Annotated in this window: 20 protein-coding genes and 1 pseudogene; 19 read left to right on the top strand and 2 right to left on the bottom strand. The window is 42.9% G+C overall.

Translation table 11 applies throughout. The features are described 5' to 3' along the window. The first annotated feature begins 21 nt into the window (after positions 1–21). The 18 genes and pseudogenes from MHH92_RS21625 to MHH92_RS21545 all read left to right on the top strand — a co-directional run bounded on the left by MHH92_RS21625 (position 22) and on the right by MHH92_RS21545 (position 14,407). Entirely contained in the window at positions 22–1,437 is a 1,416-nt protein-coding gene (locus MHH92_RS21625; protein ID WP_340906188.1) for a phage baseplate assembly protein V, read from the top strand. A gap of 38 nt (positions 1,438–1,475) precedes the next feature. After that, positions 1,476–2,582, top strand: coding sequence for a pentapeptide repeat-containing protein (locus MHH92_RS21620; protein ID WP_340906187.1), 1,107 nt, complete (start codon positions 1,476–1,478; stop codon positions 2,580–2,582). Next, the gene (locus MHH92_RS21615) at positions 2,582–3,097 is read left to right on the top strand and encodes a hypothetical protein (RefSeq protein WP_340906186.1); all 516 of its coding nucleotides are present in this window, start codon (positions 2,582–2,584) and stop codon (positions 3,095–3,097) included. The genes MHH92_RS21620 and MHH92_RS21615 overlap by 1 nt, the downstream gene beginning before the upstream one ends. 15 nt (positions 3,098–3,112) lie before the next feature. Continuing rightward, complete coding sequence (locus MHH92_RS21610; protein WP_307543034.1) at positions 3,113–3,547, top strand: DUF4280 domain-containing protein; 435 nt, start codon at positions 3,113–3,115, stop codon at positions 3,545–3,547. A 2-nt stretch (positions 3,548–3,549) separates the two neighbouring features. Continuing rightward, positions 3,550–7,023 (top strand): hypothetical protein, encoded by a 3,474-nt coding sequence (locus MHH92_RS21605; protein ID WP_133120461.1) that lies wholly within the window; start codon positions 3,550–3,552, stop codon positions 7,021–7,023. Between the two features lie 18 nt (positions 7,024–7,041). Beyond that, positions 7,042–8,010 (top strand): hypothetical protein, encoded by a 969-nt coding sequence (locus MHH92_RS21600; RefSeq protein ID WP_100528554.1) that lies wholly within the window; start codon positions 7,042–7,044, stop codon positions 8,008–8,010. A gap of 17 nt (positions 8,011–8,027) precedes the next feature. Next, positions 8,028–8,483, top strand: coding sequence for a DUF6630 family protein (locus tag MHH92_RS21595; RefSeq protein ID WP_100528555.1), 456 nt, complete (start codon positions 8,028–8,030; stop codon positions 8,481–8,483). 314 nt (positions 8,484–8,797) lie between these two features. Further along, positions 8,798–8,890: pseudogene (locus MHH92_RS21590) on the top strand (HNH endonuclease); the annotation flags it as partial. A gap of 20 nt (positions 8,891–8,910) precedes the next feature. Continuing rightward, positions 8,911–9,387 carry a DUF6985 domain-containing protein gene (locus MHH92_RS21585; RefSeq protein ID WP_100528556.1) on the top strand — a complete coding sequence of 159 codons (477 nt, stop codon included), beginning with the start codon at positions 8,911–8,913 and terminating at the stop codon, positions 9,385–9,387. Between the two features lie 367 nt (positions 9,388–9,754). Continuing rightward, on the top strand, positions 9,755–9,922 hold the full coding sequence (locus MHH92_RS21580; protein WP_165789964.1) for a hypothetical protein: 168 nt from the start codon (positions 9,755–9,757) through the stop codon (positions 9,920–9,922). 111 nt (positions 9,923–10,033) lie between these two features. Continuing rightward, positions 10,034–10,108, top strand: coding sequence for an HNH endonuclease (locus MHH92_RS30640; RefSeq protein WP_354437613.1), 75 nt, complete (start codon positions 10,034–10,036; stop codon positions 10,106–10,108). A 61-nt stretch (positions 10,109–10,169) separates the two neighbouring features. Continuing rightward, the gene (locus MHH92_RS21575) at positions 10,170–10,460 is read left to right on the top strand and encodes an SMI1/KNR4 family protein (protein ID WP_340906185.1); all 291 of its coding nucleotides are present in this window, start codon (positions 10,170–10,172) and stop codon (positions 10,458–10,460) included. After that, positions 10,457–10,645, top strand: a complete 189-nt coding sequence (locus tag MHH92_RS21570) for an SMI1/KNR4 family protein (protein ID WP_279303096.1) — start codon at positions 10,457–10,459, stop codon at positions 10,643–10,645. The genes MHH92_RS21575 and MHH92_RS21570 overlap by 4 nt, the downstream gene beginning before the upstream one ends. A 378-nt stretch (positions 10,646–11,023) precedes the next feature. Beyond that, entirely contained in the window at positions 11,024–11,497 is a 474-nt protein-coding gene (locus MHH92_RS21565; protein WP_100528557.1) for an SMI1/KNR4 family protein, read from the top strand. A gap of 203 nt (positions 11,498–11,700) precedes the next feature. Next, on the top strand, positions 11,701–12,282 hold the full coding sequence (locus MHH92_RS21560; RefSeq protein WP_340906184.1) for a hypothetical protein: 582 nt from the start codon (positions 11,701–11,703) through the stop codon (positions 12,280–12,282). Between the two features lie 37 nt (positions 12,283–12,319). Further along, a complete protein-coding gene (locus MHH92_RS21555) occupies positions 12,320–13,216 on the top strand; it encodes a nucleotidyl transferase AbiEii/AbiGii toxin family protein (RefSeq protein WP_340906183.1) in 897 nt (298 codons plus the stop codon). 179 nt (positions 13,217–13,395) lie between these two features. Beyond that, entirely contained in the window at positions 13,396–13,836 is a 441-nt protein-coding gene (imm48, locus tag MHH92_RS21550; RefSeq protein WP_053061631.1) for an Imm48 family immunity protein, read from the top strand. Between the two features lie 31 nt (positions 13,837–13,867). Continuing rightward, on the top strand, positions 13,868–14,407 hold the full coding sequence (locus tag MHH92_RS21545) for an RNA 2'-phosphotransferase (RefSeq protein ID WP_340906180.1): 540 nt from the start codon (positions 13,868–13,870) through the stop codon (positions 14,405–14,407). 194 nt (positions 14,408–14,601) lie between these two features. Here the strand turns inward: MHH92_RS21545 and MHH92_RS21540 are convergent, their stop codons facing one another. Then, positions 14,602–15,459, bottom strand: a complete 858-nt coding sequence (locus MHH92_RS21540) for an SDR family oxidoreductase (RefSeq protein ID WP_253502114.1) — start codon at positions 15,457–15,459, stop codon at positions 14,602–14,604. Between the two features lie 110 nt (positions 15,460–15,569). Next, a complete protein-coding gene (locus MHH92_RS21535) occupies positions 15,570–15,995 on the bottom strand; it encodes an Rrf2 family transcriptional regulator (protein WP_047843833.1) in 426 nt (141 codons plus the stop codon). Between the two features lie 423 nt (positions 15,996–16,418). On the opposite strand from MHH92_RS21535, the gene MHH92_RS21530 reads away from it, so the two are divergent. Then, positions 16,419–16,895, top strand: a complete 477-nt coding sequence (locus MHH92_RS21530; RefSeq protein WP_026080959.1) for a DUF6790 family protein — start codon at positions 16,419–16,421, stop codon at positions 16,893–16,895. Positions 16,896–16,924 lie beyond the last annotated feature (29 nt).

Below are 16,924 nucleotides of genomic sequence, written 5' to 3'. Positions count from 1 at the left end.
AGTTGAAAGGAGATGGGAAACATGAGTCTGACTTATGAGAATCTGATTATTGAACCATATGAACTGGTGCATTTGCAAGAACTGACGATCCGGAAAAAAATGAATGAGCACACTCGGCTCGTGTTTAAGGGCATGGTGTCTGAGGAATGGAAGGATCGCTATGTCGATGTTACGGATCAAAATACCCCAATTGAAGTGTGGCAAAAAGATGAGGATGGCAATAAGAAGCCTCTGTTCAAAGGCATTCCACTATCTGTTGAAGTGCAGGTTGTCAGAGGCGTATATACGCTCCACGTGGAGGCCATTTCACATACATACCGGATGGACATTACAAAACGAACGCGTACATTTCAAAATGTCAAAATGAAGTTACCCGATTTGTTAAAGAAACTGGATCAGGATTATCCGGGGCTGGACGTGATTGATGAGGGAACAGGGGGGGCCAAGATCGGGAAGGTTGCCGTGCAATATCAAGAAACGGATTGGGCATTTCTCAGGAGACTTGCTTCTCGCTTTCACACCAGCTTGATGCCGGCCGCTCAGTTTGACAGCCCCAAATTTTATTTTGGCGTCTTTGAGCACGGAAACTCAATCGATCTGGACAATACACGTTATACAATCCGCAAAAACATGGCACCATTCATGTACTTTACCGAAAACGATACGTTAAAGGTCAACGAATCAGATTTCATTATATACGAAATCGAGACAGATCAGGTGATGGAGCTTGGACATCATATTACCTTCCGAGGCAGAAGCCTATATGTGACTGAGGCATATACCGAGCTTGTGGGAGGAATAGTGAAGCACCAATATGTACTTAGCCTTCATAGAGGACTAAGACAAAAGACATATTACAATTCGATAATTGCCGGAAGCTCATTACTTGGTCGCATCCTTTCAGTGCATGGTGGTCATGTAAGAGTTCAGCTGGACTGTGATGAAAAACAGGAGGAAGAGGAAGCGTTGTGGTTGTTGTATCAGTCTCCATACATCGCAGAGGGGCAGACAGGTTGGTATGTCATGCCTGAAGTGGGTGATCCGGTGGCCGTATATTTTCCTACGCAAAACGAAGAAGAAGCCTATGCGACAGGAGCACCCCGTCTGGATAACAAGGTAACTGGAACGAACCAATTGAACAAACCGGATCATAAAATTTTCCGTACGCCTTATGGCAAAGAAATCAGACTGACCCCAGATTCCATCTCCATTAGCAGCAAAGAGGGCGAGGTGTTCATTCGTCTCAGCGGGGACGAGGGCATTCAGATCATCGGAAGCCAGCAGATTCGGATGTCTGCCGGGGGCAATATCTCGCTCAAAGCCGGGAAGAAAATAACGTTGTCTGCCGATTCACAATTGTTGCTGGAAGGCGGGGGAGGGACATTCAAATTGGATGGACAGGCAAAAATGAGTGGATCAGAAGTGAAAGCCAACTAGCATGATACGTGACGTATGGGCAGGAGGGATAATTTCCAATGGATCGCAAGGAATCTATGTTGCATTTTTATACCCATCAGGTAAAACCTGCGCGGGCCAAACTTATGGATGATTTGCAGCATACGTTGCATACAAGGTATACGGAATTGACAGCCGAGTTCCTAAGTCATTTCAGGTTGATGATTCAGGAAGTCAGCGACGCCCAAAAGCGTGGGGCGAAAGGGCCGATCGCATACATTCAATATTCTATGTTGCGAACAGAACTTCTTGGAGGGGCGATGAATGTCCTGGTCGAAGCATATGATGCTTCATGGTTGCTGGATCGAACACCCATCCGTTCATTCTATTCTTCCCACTGGGCCTATGAGTGTCTTGAACGGATGCTCAATGGATTAAGAGAAGAACTTCCTCACTATCAAGGAACCGTTACAGCGGTAGAACTGGACCGAATCATGTTACAGGAAGCGGCGTTGGTGAATCGATATCTTGTACATTTTATACGCCGTAGCTGTCGCGCGCTGGAGGACTTCGAATGGAACTCTCTTATGGATCTGGAACAGATATTCGAAGTACGTGTAGGAGAATACTTGGATGCTAGTGAGTGCGTATTTCGTCTTGATCGAAGGAATAGGAGCATTGAGGAGATTGGTGAAGCATTGGAAGAAAGTGATGGTCTGGAGGTCGTGTACGCGCACTTTCAGGGACTGGATATGAGCGAAATGGAATGTAGCGATCTGGATTTTCGTTACAGCCGTTTTGATCGTATCGATCTGCATTCTACCGATTTTCAACGCTGTATCTTGATAGGGACACGTTGGCGCAATTGTAGTCTGGAGAATACCGATTTCACCGGAAGCATTCTATATGGGGCAGATTTCAGCGGGTGTTCTCTGGAAAGAGCTGTTTTCAGGGAGATAATAGGGGAGGTAGGACATCCGGAAGGACTCGCTCAGGGTCCAGAATACGATGCGCTTAACTTCGAGAATTCAAACCTTTCAGGTGCTGACTTCCGAGGGGCACACCTTCGTGGAGCCATATTCTGTGGAGCTAATCTAACAGATACGTTATGGGAGGGTGCTGATGTGGAGGGTGCGATTTTTGACGATGACGAGAGGAGGCGAGGGTTATCCGATACTTTCGTCTAATGGCCGATCCCAGATGGATACACCGCGTAGAGACTGAGCCTGTCGGTGAACTGCAACGCAGGACCTGGAATCAGGCTTTTCATGATTCGGGCAGTGAGCATACAGCCATTAACCTTTATGTGCGAAGCGGATTCCATGTCGATTATACCGATTATTTGGAACAGCCGGTTCCCTTAGTTTCAGATCAATTGCTTGAAACACTTATTTTGTATTGTCCTCAGCTCAAGCGAAGGGCTACCGTATTAACGGACAAGGAGCGAATGACCCAAGAGACGTATTGGGCCATTCATCCTCCTGCACTGGCAAACGTATTATCTCCTCATACCCGTCGGCGCATGGATGGAAGTCTGGAGCGGATCGTACTGAAGCGAGATTTCCCGGATGTACCCCTGTTCCAATTGATGGAGCTGCGCGAAACCGTGATCATTGTCAATCTGGCGTTGTCGGAGAGCATTCTGCGGCGAGATGTGGCAGGAGTACAATTCATTCCGTTGGACTTGGAACAAACGAATTAGAAGGGAGAGGTTATGATGGTGCGAAGTCAAGATCATGATGCCCAGATTCATACGGCTGGAGAAGCCTCTAAAAGCTATGTCGTTGCAGGAGCAATACTTAAATGCAATTGCGGGACGCAGCGTACACGATTGAAGATACCATTCAGTCATGGCGTATATATCAAGGGGAAGGCGAAGATGACTGTCGAGGATTATGTTCCAGGTATTCATATTGGATCATTCGGTAACTGTTCCAATCCAGCTAATCCAGCAGTAGCGGCAAGCACGATGGTTGACATCTATGGGGTTAAGAAAGCGCCTTGTGTTCCCGTGCTGACCATGCCTTGGCTTCATGGAAAGGGAGATACCAAGGTGGAAGGGAAAGCTGCACTGCTCAGTCACTGTACGCACAAGTGTCTGTATGGCGGAGATATCGTCATAGAGAATGACGGACAGCAATTGGACTTTTGACGATGAATGAAATTACGGAGAAGAAACTCGACCAGATCGGCTATGAGCAAATACGTCTATATTGGCCTTATCGTGCACAGTCGTTAGAAGGCGTGCAAATTACCCGCCAAGTGAACGAGCATGCGAAACTCTACGTCAGCGGTATAATTCCGGAAGAGGATGGGCCGGGCATTCTTCAAGTTCAGGCTGAAGGGGAATCTATCGTACTCAGACAAGTCGATGAAAATGGTAGATCAGTGAGGAGACTCTTCCATGGCGTAATGACATCGCTCTCGGTTCATTTGTCGGGAGGGGTCTATCGATTCGAACTTGAAGCCTTGTCCAACTCCTATCAAATGGATATGCGAATTGAGGAACGAGCCTTTCAAAACAGAGGGTGGACGTTCAAGGAACTCATTCAATTCATTATGAATTCTTACCGCTATTCGGATGTCATGGATCAGGTTACCGGAAATACCTCATTGAGCGGACTTGTATTACAATATAAAGAGACCGATTGGATGTTCCTACGCAGGCTTGCCTCGCGATTCGGTACAGTGCTGGTCCCGGAAATCACAGCGGCATCACCCAAACTGTATATCGGTTTGCCCGCAGGCAAGTTGTGGAAATGGCCAGAAGACCAACCTTATCAGGTTCGTAAGGAACTGGCTGGAATCGACTGGCACGGCTCCGGAACGGAAGATCGATATATCATTCAGGGCTCCAAGGGATCGCAAGGCGTATTGCAATATACGGTGGAAAGTGTCGAGACCTATTCGCTCGGAGACAAGGTCGAACTTCCGGATGGTAGAGAGCTGACCGTGGTGTATGCCCATTCGCGACTGGAATCCGGGTTGCTCATGACGACATACCGCATGGTACTCGAAGACCACATTCGTGTACCTAGATGCAACCTATCGGACCTGATTGGGTTATCGCTGTACGGCGAGGTGGTCCGCGTGATTCATGATCACATTCAGATCAAATTACCCATGGATGAGGGCCCGATGACGCCAGGCTCCGCCTGCCCCTATCCGGTCGCGCCAGTTTATGCTGCGGAAGGGCATAGCGGATTATACATGATGCCGGAGATCGGGGATCAGGTGGAATTATATTTTCCAAGTAGTCTTGAATCCGGAGCGTACATTCGTCATTCCATCTCTGAGGGTAAACGTTCCACTAACGGAGGGACAGACCATAAAGTCTGGGGGCATCCTGCCGGGAGCTCTATCGGGATGTCGCCTGAGGAGGTTACACTGCAAGCCGGATCCGGGTTAACGATTACCTTGAATGATCAGGGGATCGTATTGAATAGTCCAGGCAATCTGTCCATTCAAGGTAGCAATATCCTGCTTGCGGCCGGACAGATCGAAGCTACAGCACCAGAAGCGATTTGGCTTCTTGGCGGGGGTGGTAGCTTCATTTTGGACGGGGAGGCCAACGTACGAGCAGGTCTATTGCAACAGGAGGGTAGCAACAAAGCGCCTGTTCATGTGGCGGATCTGCCTCCGGAGCCGGAGCCACCGCTGATGCCGATTGAGGAGTACGAAGCGGCTCAGGCCGCAGCAGCCGCAGAGGCTGCTGGAGTGACGCAGGCATCAACGACGAACCCGAAAGATGGATCGTTGGCTGGAGCTGCATTGGCCATCACTGCTATGATTCCGATCCTGGGAGCTCTAGGGGGGATTGCTGCCCAGACAGCCATCGGCGTAGGCATTGCTGCCGTTGCCACGGGTCTCATCGCGAGCGTGCCGAAGATAGGCTCCTTCAAGCCTTCGGCTCTGAATTTGCTGGACCGATTTACGAATGGTTTTGCTGAGCTGCAACAGCAGGAGAACGAAGCAAAATGGACGATGTTGGGTAAAATGCTGACGGCCGCCAAAGAGTTGACTACATCGACTTCGGTGACCGATTTCTTTAAGAAGTTGGAACAACAGAACAAGGAGATTAGCCTTGCTTATGAGCAGATTCCGAGTTACTTCCGTGAGAAGTGGGCGCATGAAAAAGCCCAACGTGACCTGCAGAAGTCGCTGGAATTTTTCAAGAGTGTGGAGAAAGACGATGTTCAACATCAAACCTTCTTTTCGCCCTATTACCAAGAAATTTCATGGGCATTAGACAGGGCTGGCATATATCATAATATTACCGTCGAGGAAGTAAAAGATTACGATTTTTGGTTGCGTCAGGACCTGACATTGGAACAGATGAAATATCTGACACAGTTGATTTACAATCCGATTAGCGATGAGAAATTCGTAGAGATGATCTACGATTATGAAATGCATCGCGATTTAATAGAGAACGGAACGATGATTGGTGGTAATCTAAGGGTAAGGACGCCAGACATTGAAGGAAAGGTCATGCAAGTTGTTGGTAACGGATTAAAAACAGCAGCGACATTTGCAAAGAAGAAATGGACAGACGGTCAGAAAATGAGGATCGTTTCTGGTGGAGGAAGCGATTGGAGCGGGGATAAGTCGAAAAAAACGGGACAAGCAAGTTCTGGTGGTAAAACAGAAGCTGAAACTGAAACGAGTCCTAACTCTGGGAACCCTCCCAAGACTGCAGCTGAATCTTCGAAGCAGACTGTAAAAACCGGTTCATCTGGAAATAACAAGCCAGCAAACTCAAAACCAAGTTCTTCAAGTACAGGGACTAAACAAAATGGTTCAAGTACGAAACTCAAAGATGCAAGAACAAAGCCAGAAAGTTCGAATTCAGTTAACAATAAAACACCGAATGAAGTGAACACTTGGAAACCGTCTACAACCACGAAGAAGGACGAGGGCAGCCCTAGCGAACAAACGAAGAAACCAAATGATACAAAAGAACCAAATACTAATGACAATCTGAAAAAGAAAAAAGGAAAGAGTCAAAAGCAAATCCAACAAGAACTTGACGATCTGGATCAGAAAATTAAAATTAAGGAAAAAGTAGGGGCCAGTGAAGAAGAAATTAAGAAGTTAAAACGAGAACGAAGTAAGCTGGCCAATCAACTAGATACTCCAGATGATATAAGTAGTAAATTTGATTTATCCGGTGTAGAAGGGTATGAGCGAAAAATCGATAATAAAAAATATTATGATCATGATAAGGGTGACTTTGGCGAGGAAGTTGCGAAAAAAATCGCAATAAACAACAATCTGGGTAAGGATATTTCCGATCAATTTCAAGTTGGTAGGAACGGAATAGATGGAGCCTTTTTGTCCAAAGGTCCGCCTCCTAAATTAACCATGATTGAGGCTAAGACTTCCGAGTGGGGAAATTTCAACTATTCAACAGAGCAAAAACTCGGTGGTCCAAAATATTTTGAAGTGATGTCAAGCCGTAAAAATAAAAGTTTTTCTGTTTTTCAAGAGAAACTTCAAAAGCTAATTGACGATTATCCTGGATTGAAATTTGATTATATTAGGGTTGAAGTGGATATTTCTAAAACATCCGTAGGTTTTGGGGTAGATGTCGTCAAAGTAAAAGATTGGAGTAAGGAAATAAATTGAAAATTAGGGGGACTATAAATGAATGTGAAAAAAATGAAAATGGCATACAAGCGCTATGTCAAAAACTTTGATGACGGTTTGAATGATGTTCAAGCTAAATATGATGAAGCTAAACTTGAGATTGTTTCTTTGGTAGAAAGTAATGCAGTAGATCAAGATCACAAATTGTTGAATAGAATGTACAAAATATCTTCTTATTGGTTGGAAGTATGGAAAAATGAAGTGTTAATTAAAGAAGGGGTAAATCCTATGGGGTTGAAACACATACAGCAAGTAACTTTTTATCAATGTATGTGCAGGCACATTTATAAAGATCGTTATCCTGAGATGAAAGTAATTGATTATTCTTTTCAAAATAGCATCGTATCATTAGTTCACTTCAATTTATTTGGATGGGCGAAGGAGGAACAGATATTTTTTGATTTTATAGTCAAATATATTGGAGATAATTTAATGGAAGCCAATGATTGGAATCAACATATCTGGTTTTTACTAGAGTTATATCTCCAACATACCAAGCAAGAAATTGAAGGAACTAATAAATATGTTCACTTGGCTGTGAAATCCGCATTAACAGATCGGGAACAGCCATGTGGCTTGATTCCAGAAGAACTTGGAATCTACAGAGAAGTATTGGAACAATGGAATACGCCTGAATTGGATGAAATTACACGTTTAATTGGAAGAATGTCCGAACATCATTCCATGCTTGCATCGGAGTTAGGGAAATCGCTTGAATTTGGTAATTATGATTACGCTTTCTATCCTTATGAAATTTTGTATTTGCTTCATGTGAGAAAAAAACAAGGTCTGCCCAATCCAAGTCATTTTGATGATTTCCTGATGAACTCACCGGAGGCTAAAATGAATATTCAAGATCCTGAACCGTATCCAGAGTGGGACCCCGTTCTACGAATGATTGATGATTTTTATCGGAAAAACTATCCTGAGTATATCCCGAACCACCATGGAGTTCTGTTTGAGTAGGAGAGGAGGAAGATTGCATGGCAGATGAAGATTTGGTGCCGTTAATATTTGATAATACAGAGGATATCGACATGATTTTGAATGATCCGGATGAATCACTGGCGTATTATAGTATGCTGAATCATGGCTTAGCGACCAAACGGTTTTTATTTCTGGACTACAAAGGAGAAGTGGATCAGGAAATCGTCAATTACATTTTAGACTATGAGTATGCCTATGATATCGAATTGGGAACTGCAGATCAGCTAGAAGAGTTAGGAGAGTTTGACTACAAATATCTCCCTGAGAAAATAAGGGAAGTGAACAAGTTAATTTCTCGAAAAGGATATGGTTTATTCTCCTATCCGACAGCAGGAGACTTCTATGCATTGTTCATCGCTGAACTTAAGCATGAGGGTGCGCTAACTCAAGTGGATTTATTAGAAGATGAAGATATTCCTGAAAAAGAGCGTCATATCCAGTTGTATATTTAGTTCAAAGATAAAACAAATAAGCTCCAGTTATTTGTCTGGAGCTTATTTGTTTTGAGGTTTTTTAGAAAGGGTTAATCTTGCGTTTTAAAAGTCAAAACTTTGATCAACCATATGATACATAAAGTCATTAAGAATTATATGAAAAATGACAAAAAAATTGGATGAACAGCTAGGAGTCCGGGTTTCTCATGACTACATATCGTATGATGTGAAAGATAAAATGATGCAATGCAAAAGAGGCCTGGATACGGAATTTAATTTTAAGGGCAAGGCTGAAATGGCAATATGGAGAACAAAAAAACAAGTATACTTAGTATGAACTTAATGATGGGAAAACCATACAATTGGTTCCGAGTAGTGTTAATTCTAATTTTGGACACCTTGGTGGTGTAAGTGAAGTTAAATAAGAAAGGACGATACTCTAAAAATGAAAAAAGATGAGTTGTTTGGAAAAATTGTTTATGAAGATTTATGGATAGGGACGACAGAGATAACTATATTTGGAGAAAAACGAAAAATACTTTTGAATATTTATGGCGAAGAGAATGAAGAAATTACTCCGAACCAACGGGATGCTTTTTCGCAATTCAAAGCGAATATGCCTAGCATAGTAAAGGAAAGCGAAGATAAGATTTTAGAGTATTATTTAGAGAACTTTGAAGATTATCGAGCAATGCAAAGTGATAGTGAAGAAGTTGAAAAAATTGCTCCAAAGATTTCATCAATAGACGAGTTAGGGAGACTTGTTACGCCTACAGGTTTGCTAATAAGATATGATTTCGAGGATGGTATTAGAAGAGTAGGGATATTATGTGATTGCACTTGGGAACAAGAACACGGATTGGGTATTGGTGTTGAAAATGAAGAAGTAATAGAAGTGGGTCTTCAAGATATTGTACTTTAACAGGGGCTGTCAAAGACTTAGTGTAAACTTGGTTTATAACCCCAGCAACAAGATCGTATAATGCCACAATGCGAGTTAGCCGCCCGTGTTGTGGTCTTTTTCATTCTCTGATATAGATGGCGGCGATTAATGAAGTAACCCCCACCCAGTACCAAATGAAGCCATCATTTAACTAATCCCATACTTAACCTATGTAGTACCTGTATAGAGATTTCTTCATTTTGTTTGTACGCACATCAACGCTTAAATTTTATCCCCTACTTAACTTAATAGCATCAAGTTGAACGGGTCGATTATGTTCAGATACCACCATAATGGATCTGTTTTTTGTTATGTTCGCTTTCTCACCCATTTTGGAGGGGAGGCCATGGTACGAGCTGGCCTATTGCAACAGGAGGGCAGCAACAAAGCGCCTGTTCATGTAGCGAATCTGCCACCAGAGCTAGAGCCACTGTTCATGGCGATTGAGGAGTACGAAGCGGTTTTCCCGACGGTTAAAGTGAAGAAATTAAAAGGTTTGAAATCTCCGATATGAAGTGTAGTATTGTAGAAGATATATTACCAAGGAACTTTTGAAGGCAACAGAGGTTGTACAATTCAAGTGACTGAACGCTAGATTACCAAATAAAGTACAACCAGAAGAACAATTTGTCACCATAATGAGGAAAGCGGATTGATGCAACTTGTACCTTTTGGTATTCATAATATTGCAAAAGCATAATGGAGGAAGAACAAAGGGACATTGAGCAGACGCCCCAAGACATTAATTTGAGAGGTGAAATATGTTAAAAATAAAAAATAACAGTATAATTTATCCGCTTCCAGGTAGTAATTTAATTAAGCGTGTAGAAGAGAATTTTGAAATCGAGTTTCCTAAAGATTTTATAGATTTTATATCGGAAAGCAATGGATCTATTCCAATAACTAGATTTTTTGAATTTAAATCGAATAGATATGTGGTTGATCGTTTTCTTTGTTTATTGGACAAGCCAAGCGAGCATGATAAAGGTATGTATGATATCAAGGTTGTTTCAGTCAATTGGATGAAAGGATACTCTTTGATGGAGATATGACAGGTGCTGAATTAGTACCAATTGCAGCTCTATTTGCAGGAGAATTTGTTTGTCTAGACTATACTGAAAGTAAAATCGATCCAGTTGTTTGTATATGGTATAATGAGGAATCAGATGAGTATGACCCAGTTACAGAAAAAATTGCAGATAATGTTAATCGTTTTCTTGATATGCTAGAAGAATAGGTTCTTCCTATAATGCAATCATATGAGAAAAATTAAAAGGCTTACTCCTACTCGAACAATGAGTCAGGAGTGAGTTTTTTATAGTTTGATGAAATGGCTATAGTTGTTACATCTGTTACCTAAAGGTGTGCTTGTTTGAGCTGGGAGTTCACCCCTATACAGGAGAGCCTGTTTCAGATTCCTATGCCAAAATGATGACGACAACACTCAAATGGAATCGAGTTATTTTGAGTTTCCAAATGGTAGAAAGAGCATCATATCCAGTTTTATACTAATGGTGTGTACGAAAGGAAGTTGTTGTTAGGGGATTCTGATCTTCCTGGTTAAAGTCCATGTGGTGGGGCATGTGTTAAAAGATGAGAATGGGAAGTGAAGCATATGAGAATGGATGTTAATACGATTGTCGTTCCATTACCAGGCGATGATTTATTAGATGCAGTTGAGCGAAGTTTCAGAGTTTCATTCCCTGAATCTTATAGGCACTTTATTAAGGAACATAACGGAGCTGTACCAATCACAAATATGTTTAGTATGAATCAGCAAGAATACATAATAGAAAAATTTCTATGTATATTGGATGACAGTGAGTCTGATCCTATTAATGGATGGTATGATATTGAAGTTACTATTACGCAAATAGGTGATAGATTAACTGATAATGAAGATTTAGTGGGAATGAATGTAGTTCCTATTGCAGCGCTTTTTTCAGGAGATTTTATTTGTTTGGATTTTAGAGAAACAGAAGAGCCTACTGTAGTTATTTGGTTTCATGAAGAGTCAGAGGAGTTTTCTCCTGTGACACAAAAAGTCGCGACCAATATATTAGAATTTTTTGAATTGCTGAGTAAATAAAGTTCTCCTAGTTCATGTTAACGAATGCCCCAGTTGTCAGTATCTTGTAGAGAAATTAGGGGTGCGTTTTGAACGTGAATTCTAAAACTTAAAGAAGATCTGTGGAAATATTTGAGTTGAGCGATGTGAGTGGAGAATTAACAGAAGATAGAAGAGAGATCTGTCTAATGAGAGATGACAAAAATCAGTAAGGAAGTGACCTGATGGAATTTGAATATCATGTAACCATGCGTGATCTGAAGCAGAACGAGAAAGAGACCTTTATCAACATCTGTAATCAAGAGAACGTGAAGCCCGTGTTGATCGTCTTGGACAAAGGTGAATATATTAATCAGCCAATGATTACAGGCATTGTACATAGCACGAATTACGAAGAAGTGAAGAATGTTATTGAAGAAGTTGGGGCGAAGTTTCGGGATAACGGATTCACAGTTGTTCGGACGAAGGTGGAAATTCCGGCTAAGGAAGAAACGTATTTTGATCAGCCGATGCTGGCACAGTCCAAGCCTTATTTCGAATGGCACGGAAAGGTATGTGTGGATGATGTGGCCGTATTTAAGCAACTGTGCGCGGATTCGGGCGGACATATCTCACGGAACTCACTTAATGCAGATGGCAAAGTGAGATTCGTAACGGTCCGTGAATATGAGAGTGCAGAACATTTTTATCGTAGAGTGGGAGAGATCCATACCATTTTGCATACGAACAAGATCGAACTGTTAAAACAGCAATATGAACTGTGCATCTATGACAGCCGGGAAGAACTGGATCGTGGATGGATCTAATTGGATGTTGAGTACGATGAATGGAGGAGGAGAACGAGTGTCAGAAAAAAACATAAAAATGCATCTCCTAAATGAGGATGAGAGATTCATTGTTGTGTTAGAAGCTCTATTAAAACGCGCTTCTCTAGTGAATAGTCCATTTGTATTAAAAGGAAGCTTATTAACAAGACAGTATTTGGAGAATCCCAATATTCGTTATGTGGATGACATCGACTTTCTGTATACAGGTCGAATTGAGACTGAGGATCAGGCCAATGCAGTATTTACAGACTGGATGATCCGGGTAACGGAGATGGACCTGAATGACGGTATCATATTCCGAAGCTTTCGGGAGAATGCCTTCTGGAGAAGAATAGACTACGCGATGGCGGATGATTTTCCTACGGTGAACACGGAGCTTGCCTTTTATATTGATAGTGAACCAAGGAATGAAAATGAGTATGAGGATGAACTGCATCTTGATATATCTTTTAACCTCGACTTGGATGAGAAGCCTGTTACTCTATCCTACCAACCCATGGTTGGTGAAGCTTTTGTCGTTCCTTACACTGTACCACTCTCCATCCAAATTGCATGGAAGCTGCATCAAACGATAGTGAGGCCCAGGTTTAAAGACTTGTATGATTTGCAACATCTGTTGTCTAACCCGTTATACGATCAGCAGGGGCTCAAGGAGACAATGCAGACCCTGGCCAACGAGTGCAGCATGGACCCAGCTATTACGAGAGAGGATATGAAAAAGATACTGGTTGACGATCTGCATGATGTATTTTTGAGGTTGAATTACGATTATGACTTGCAGTATTATGCCGCAAGCCGTAGTCCTGAAGTGTATTTTATGGAATTTGTATCGGAGCTGCGCCAAACGATGAATCACGTTGGTATTAACAGTGACGCATATGAACATTTACCAAGTTGCCCCACGCATACATAAAGATCTTCATGCACTGAAGAAGCAGACCTAAAAACTTTCTGTAAGAAAACTGCTTCGGGAGCATTCACTTCGCCTTTATTCGTAGATGAATTTGAAACGAACACCCCAACTCCGATACAATGTTCTCATAGAGTCTGAGAGAATGGATCAAATACGGTGCAGAAATGGAGAAAACCAATATGACTGAATTTATCAACGCTGACGATATTAATGACGTAATTCTGGCTGCGGCAGCAAACGAGTTGGAGCAAATGGTGGACAAAATGTGTGAGCTGATTGGCACGCCTTTGGAACAGACAACAGAACTGGAGCGTCAGGTCATGGCTGCTTTTGGTTTTGGCGCGGTGTATGGCATCACTCATCGGGATCAGCTGGCGGAGCCGCAGGCCCATGCCTTGAGCATTCGGATGCTGATTAAACCGTTTAATTACAGTGAACAGCAGGCGGTTGATTTTGCCGATGATCTGATTCGGGTGGCTTCTGATCGTGAGGTTCATCCGGTGATGAATACGATTATCCAACGTGGGATTGATGGACACCGCCAATTCAATCAGGAAGACGATGAAGGATTGGAACGTAACATTCAGGAGATTTTAACCGCGGTTCAATCGCAAAAATAGACAGTTTTATTAGATGTGGGAGATGATTGCATTGGATCTGATGAAATTAAGCAAGGAACTCTCATACGCTCTGCGACATGCACCATGGGAGTATGAGCTGGAACTGGACGAAGAGGGTTGGGTGGAAATATCGCAATTGCTGGTGGCTTTACATGAAAGTCCGCAGTGGAAGGGAGTCACGCAAGTTGATCTGGAGCAGATGATTCAAGCCTCGGAGAAAAAGAGACATGAAATCCGTTCAGGCCGCATCCGGGCATTGTATGGACATTCGACTCCTCATAAGATATCGAAGATATCTGCCGAGCCACCGGAAACCCTGTACCATGGGACCCCGGCACGCGCAGTGCATTCTATTATGGAACATGGCTTACAGCCGCGGCAAAGGCAATATGTACATCTGTCCGCAGATATTGATACGGCCAATCAGGTGGGACAAAGACGGGATGATCAGCCTGTCATTTTGAGAATCAATGCTGCTCAAGCGGCCACAGACGGAATCCTTTTTTATCATGGAAACGAAAATATCTGGCTGGCCGATCACATTCCTGCACGTTATATTCTTGAGCAGTGACTGGTGAGCAATGAGTGATGAACTGTTGTGGACAACATAAATGCCTATCTCTAATTGCAGCAGTCGCAATCAACGGGTGAGTGTACGGTCATCCGTTCAACGGGTATATCGTTATATTGATCGTTAGCAACACCAAACCAAAAAAAGGGACGCATCCAACATTTGTTGGTGTGTCCCTTTCTCATATTCAAAACTTACTTGCCTACAATTGCTTTAATACTTTCGCTAAGTGGCTGAGCCGGACGGCCAAGCAATTTCTCTAAAGTATCACTCTCTACAGCCAATGCGCCTTCACGGATGGCACTTTGCATATCAACAAGCATCGATACGACAAAGTCTGGTAGACCTGCACCTTTCATGATGTCGGCGTAAGCGGCATCGTCCACGTTTTGCACGTTGATTTCCTGCCCAAGCACTTCACCAACAATGGCAGCCAGTTCAGCTTGCGTGCGTAGTTTGCCGGACAATTCATATACGGTATTCTCATGTCCTTCGCCTGCGAGTACAGCTGCTGCAGCATGGGCGTAGTCACTGCGGGTAGCCCAGCCTACTTGGCTGTTGTTGGTGGCATGAACCCAAGGTGCACCTTGCGTAGCTGCTTGCACACTGCCTGCTTCATTTTCCAGGTACCAGTTGTTGCGCAGGAAGGAATACGGAATGCCGGATTCACGAATAGCTTTTTCTGTAGCGCGGTGAACTTCCGCCAGGGAAAGGGTATTTTTTTCTGCATTCACAACGCTTGTATAAGCGATGAATCCCACACCTGCGCTCTTGGCAGCGTCAATGGCAGCCTGATGTTGGCGAATACGCGTATCATTGTCACCATCGGTGGAGATGAGCAACAGACGGTCTACACCGGCAAAAGCTTTCTCTAAAGTCTCCGGTTGATCGAAATCACCGTGACGCACGTCAACGCCTTGCGTGCGGAGTGCTTCCGCTTTCTCTGGATTACGTACACTTACTGCCACATCCTTGGCAGAATCCGTTTTTAACAATGCCTCTACAACCAGTGAACCCAAATGACCTGTTGCGCCAGTAACCAAAATTTTCATTTTCTTTTCCTCCTAGATATGTGTTGTTGGTTGCATATGGATGTAATCAAAAATGTTATAACAGGTGTGATTACAACGAAAGGGTTAAAAAAAGCTCATTATGAGCTTTTTTATTCAGAGACATGAATCTGATCCATCATCTGCTGTATGGTTACACGATTCAAGCGCTGTTCCATGGCTGTCTGAGCCTCAATGAGTTCGGCACGCAAGGTGTGTTCAATCATGTTGCCGACCGGACATTTCGGATTCGGATGTTTGTGAAAGTTAAACAATTCCCCATCCTCCACGACCTCAAGTGCTCGATATACATCAAGAAGGGTAATGTTGGCCGGATCTTTCAACAAGGAAGCACCACCCACACCGGGTCTGACGTCAATCAGACCAGCCTGTTTCAGCTTGGACATAATCCGCCGAATAATCACGGGATTGGTATTCACACTTTGCGCGATCACATCTCCGGTGCATTCATTGGGCATAACAGCGATCAGGGACAGGGTATGAACCGCAATGGAAAAGCGACTGCTGATTTGTCTCATGGGATAATCACCACCGTTGTAACTATAATAGTTACAAAGCGATCGGATGTCAATTCCTTTATATTATATTTTAATGGATAGTTGCTGTTATCCTGTAATCGTAGATGATCAAACAGATGATAATTGAACTATCACCTATGTCAAATAAATGAGTTGTGGTTCTTTTGAAGCGTTAAGAAAGAAGTAGGTTTCAAACCTTTTAATGTAATAATAGGGCTAAATTCCTATTATTTTCAAGTTAAATGGAACTATATGGTTTTCTTGTTTGCGTACAGAAGAAGAAAAATGACAAAAGCTTCGACAAACTAGAAAATTATGTATGAATTGACAAATGTAAAAGCGATTATATAATGTGTTTAACTACAAGATTGTACATTTAGTTACAAATGATTCCAAATAACAAACGGCGGGAGTGGGACAGGCATGTGGTTTTTGGTTCTATGGTTGTTAGGTCTAATTTCAGGGGGAGTACACCTATATGTGTTAGGTTTTCCCGGGGAAATGAGCGAGATTAGCAGAGTGTTACTGCTTCATCAGTTTGTGGTTACGTTTGGATTGGTTGGAGTGATTGGTTATGTTGTCAACATTGCCAGAGCGGATCAGACAGCCAAAATGTTAGGATGGCCTGGTGGACCATTTCAGGTTAAATACGGTTTTTCCCAGGTAGGGCTTGGAGTTATGGGGATTATGGCCATCTGGTTCCAAGGGAACTTTTGGGTTGGTGTATTGGTAACGATGTACATATACGGATTAAGTGGTCTTTGGTCACATACTTATGTCATGATTAAAAATCGCAAGGCAGATGGAGACAGTATCGGGAATCTCATTATGGATGTGGTGTATCAAACGTTTATCACGGTTCTCTCCGTATTGGCTGGTGGAATCTGGGTAATGCACTAAGCTGTAATTGATTTTTTGCCTTACACAGC

It is taken from the genome of Paenibacillus sp. FSL M7-1414 (assembly GCF_038003195.1).
Classification (GTDB): Bacteria; Bacillota; Bacilli; order Paenibacillales; family Paenibacillaceae; genus Paenibacillus; species Paenibacillus amylolyticus.
Note: the sequence above shows the minus strand (reverse complement) of the source record. Positions and strands in the feature narration are given on the sequence as shown.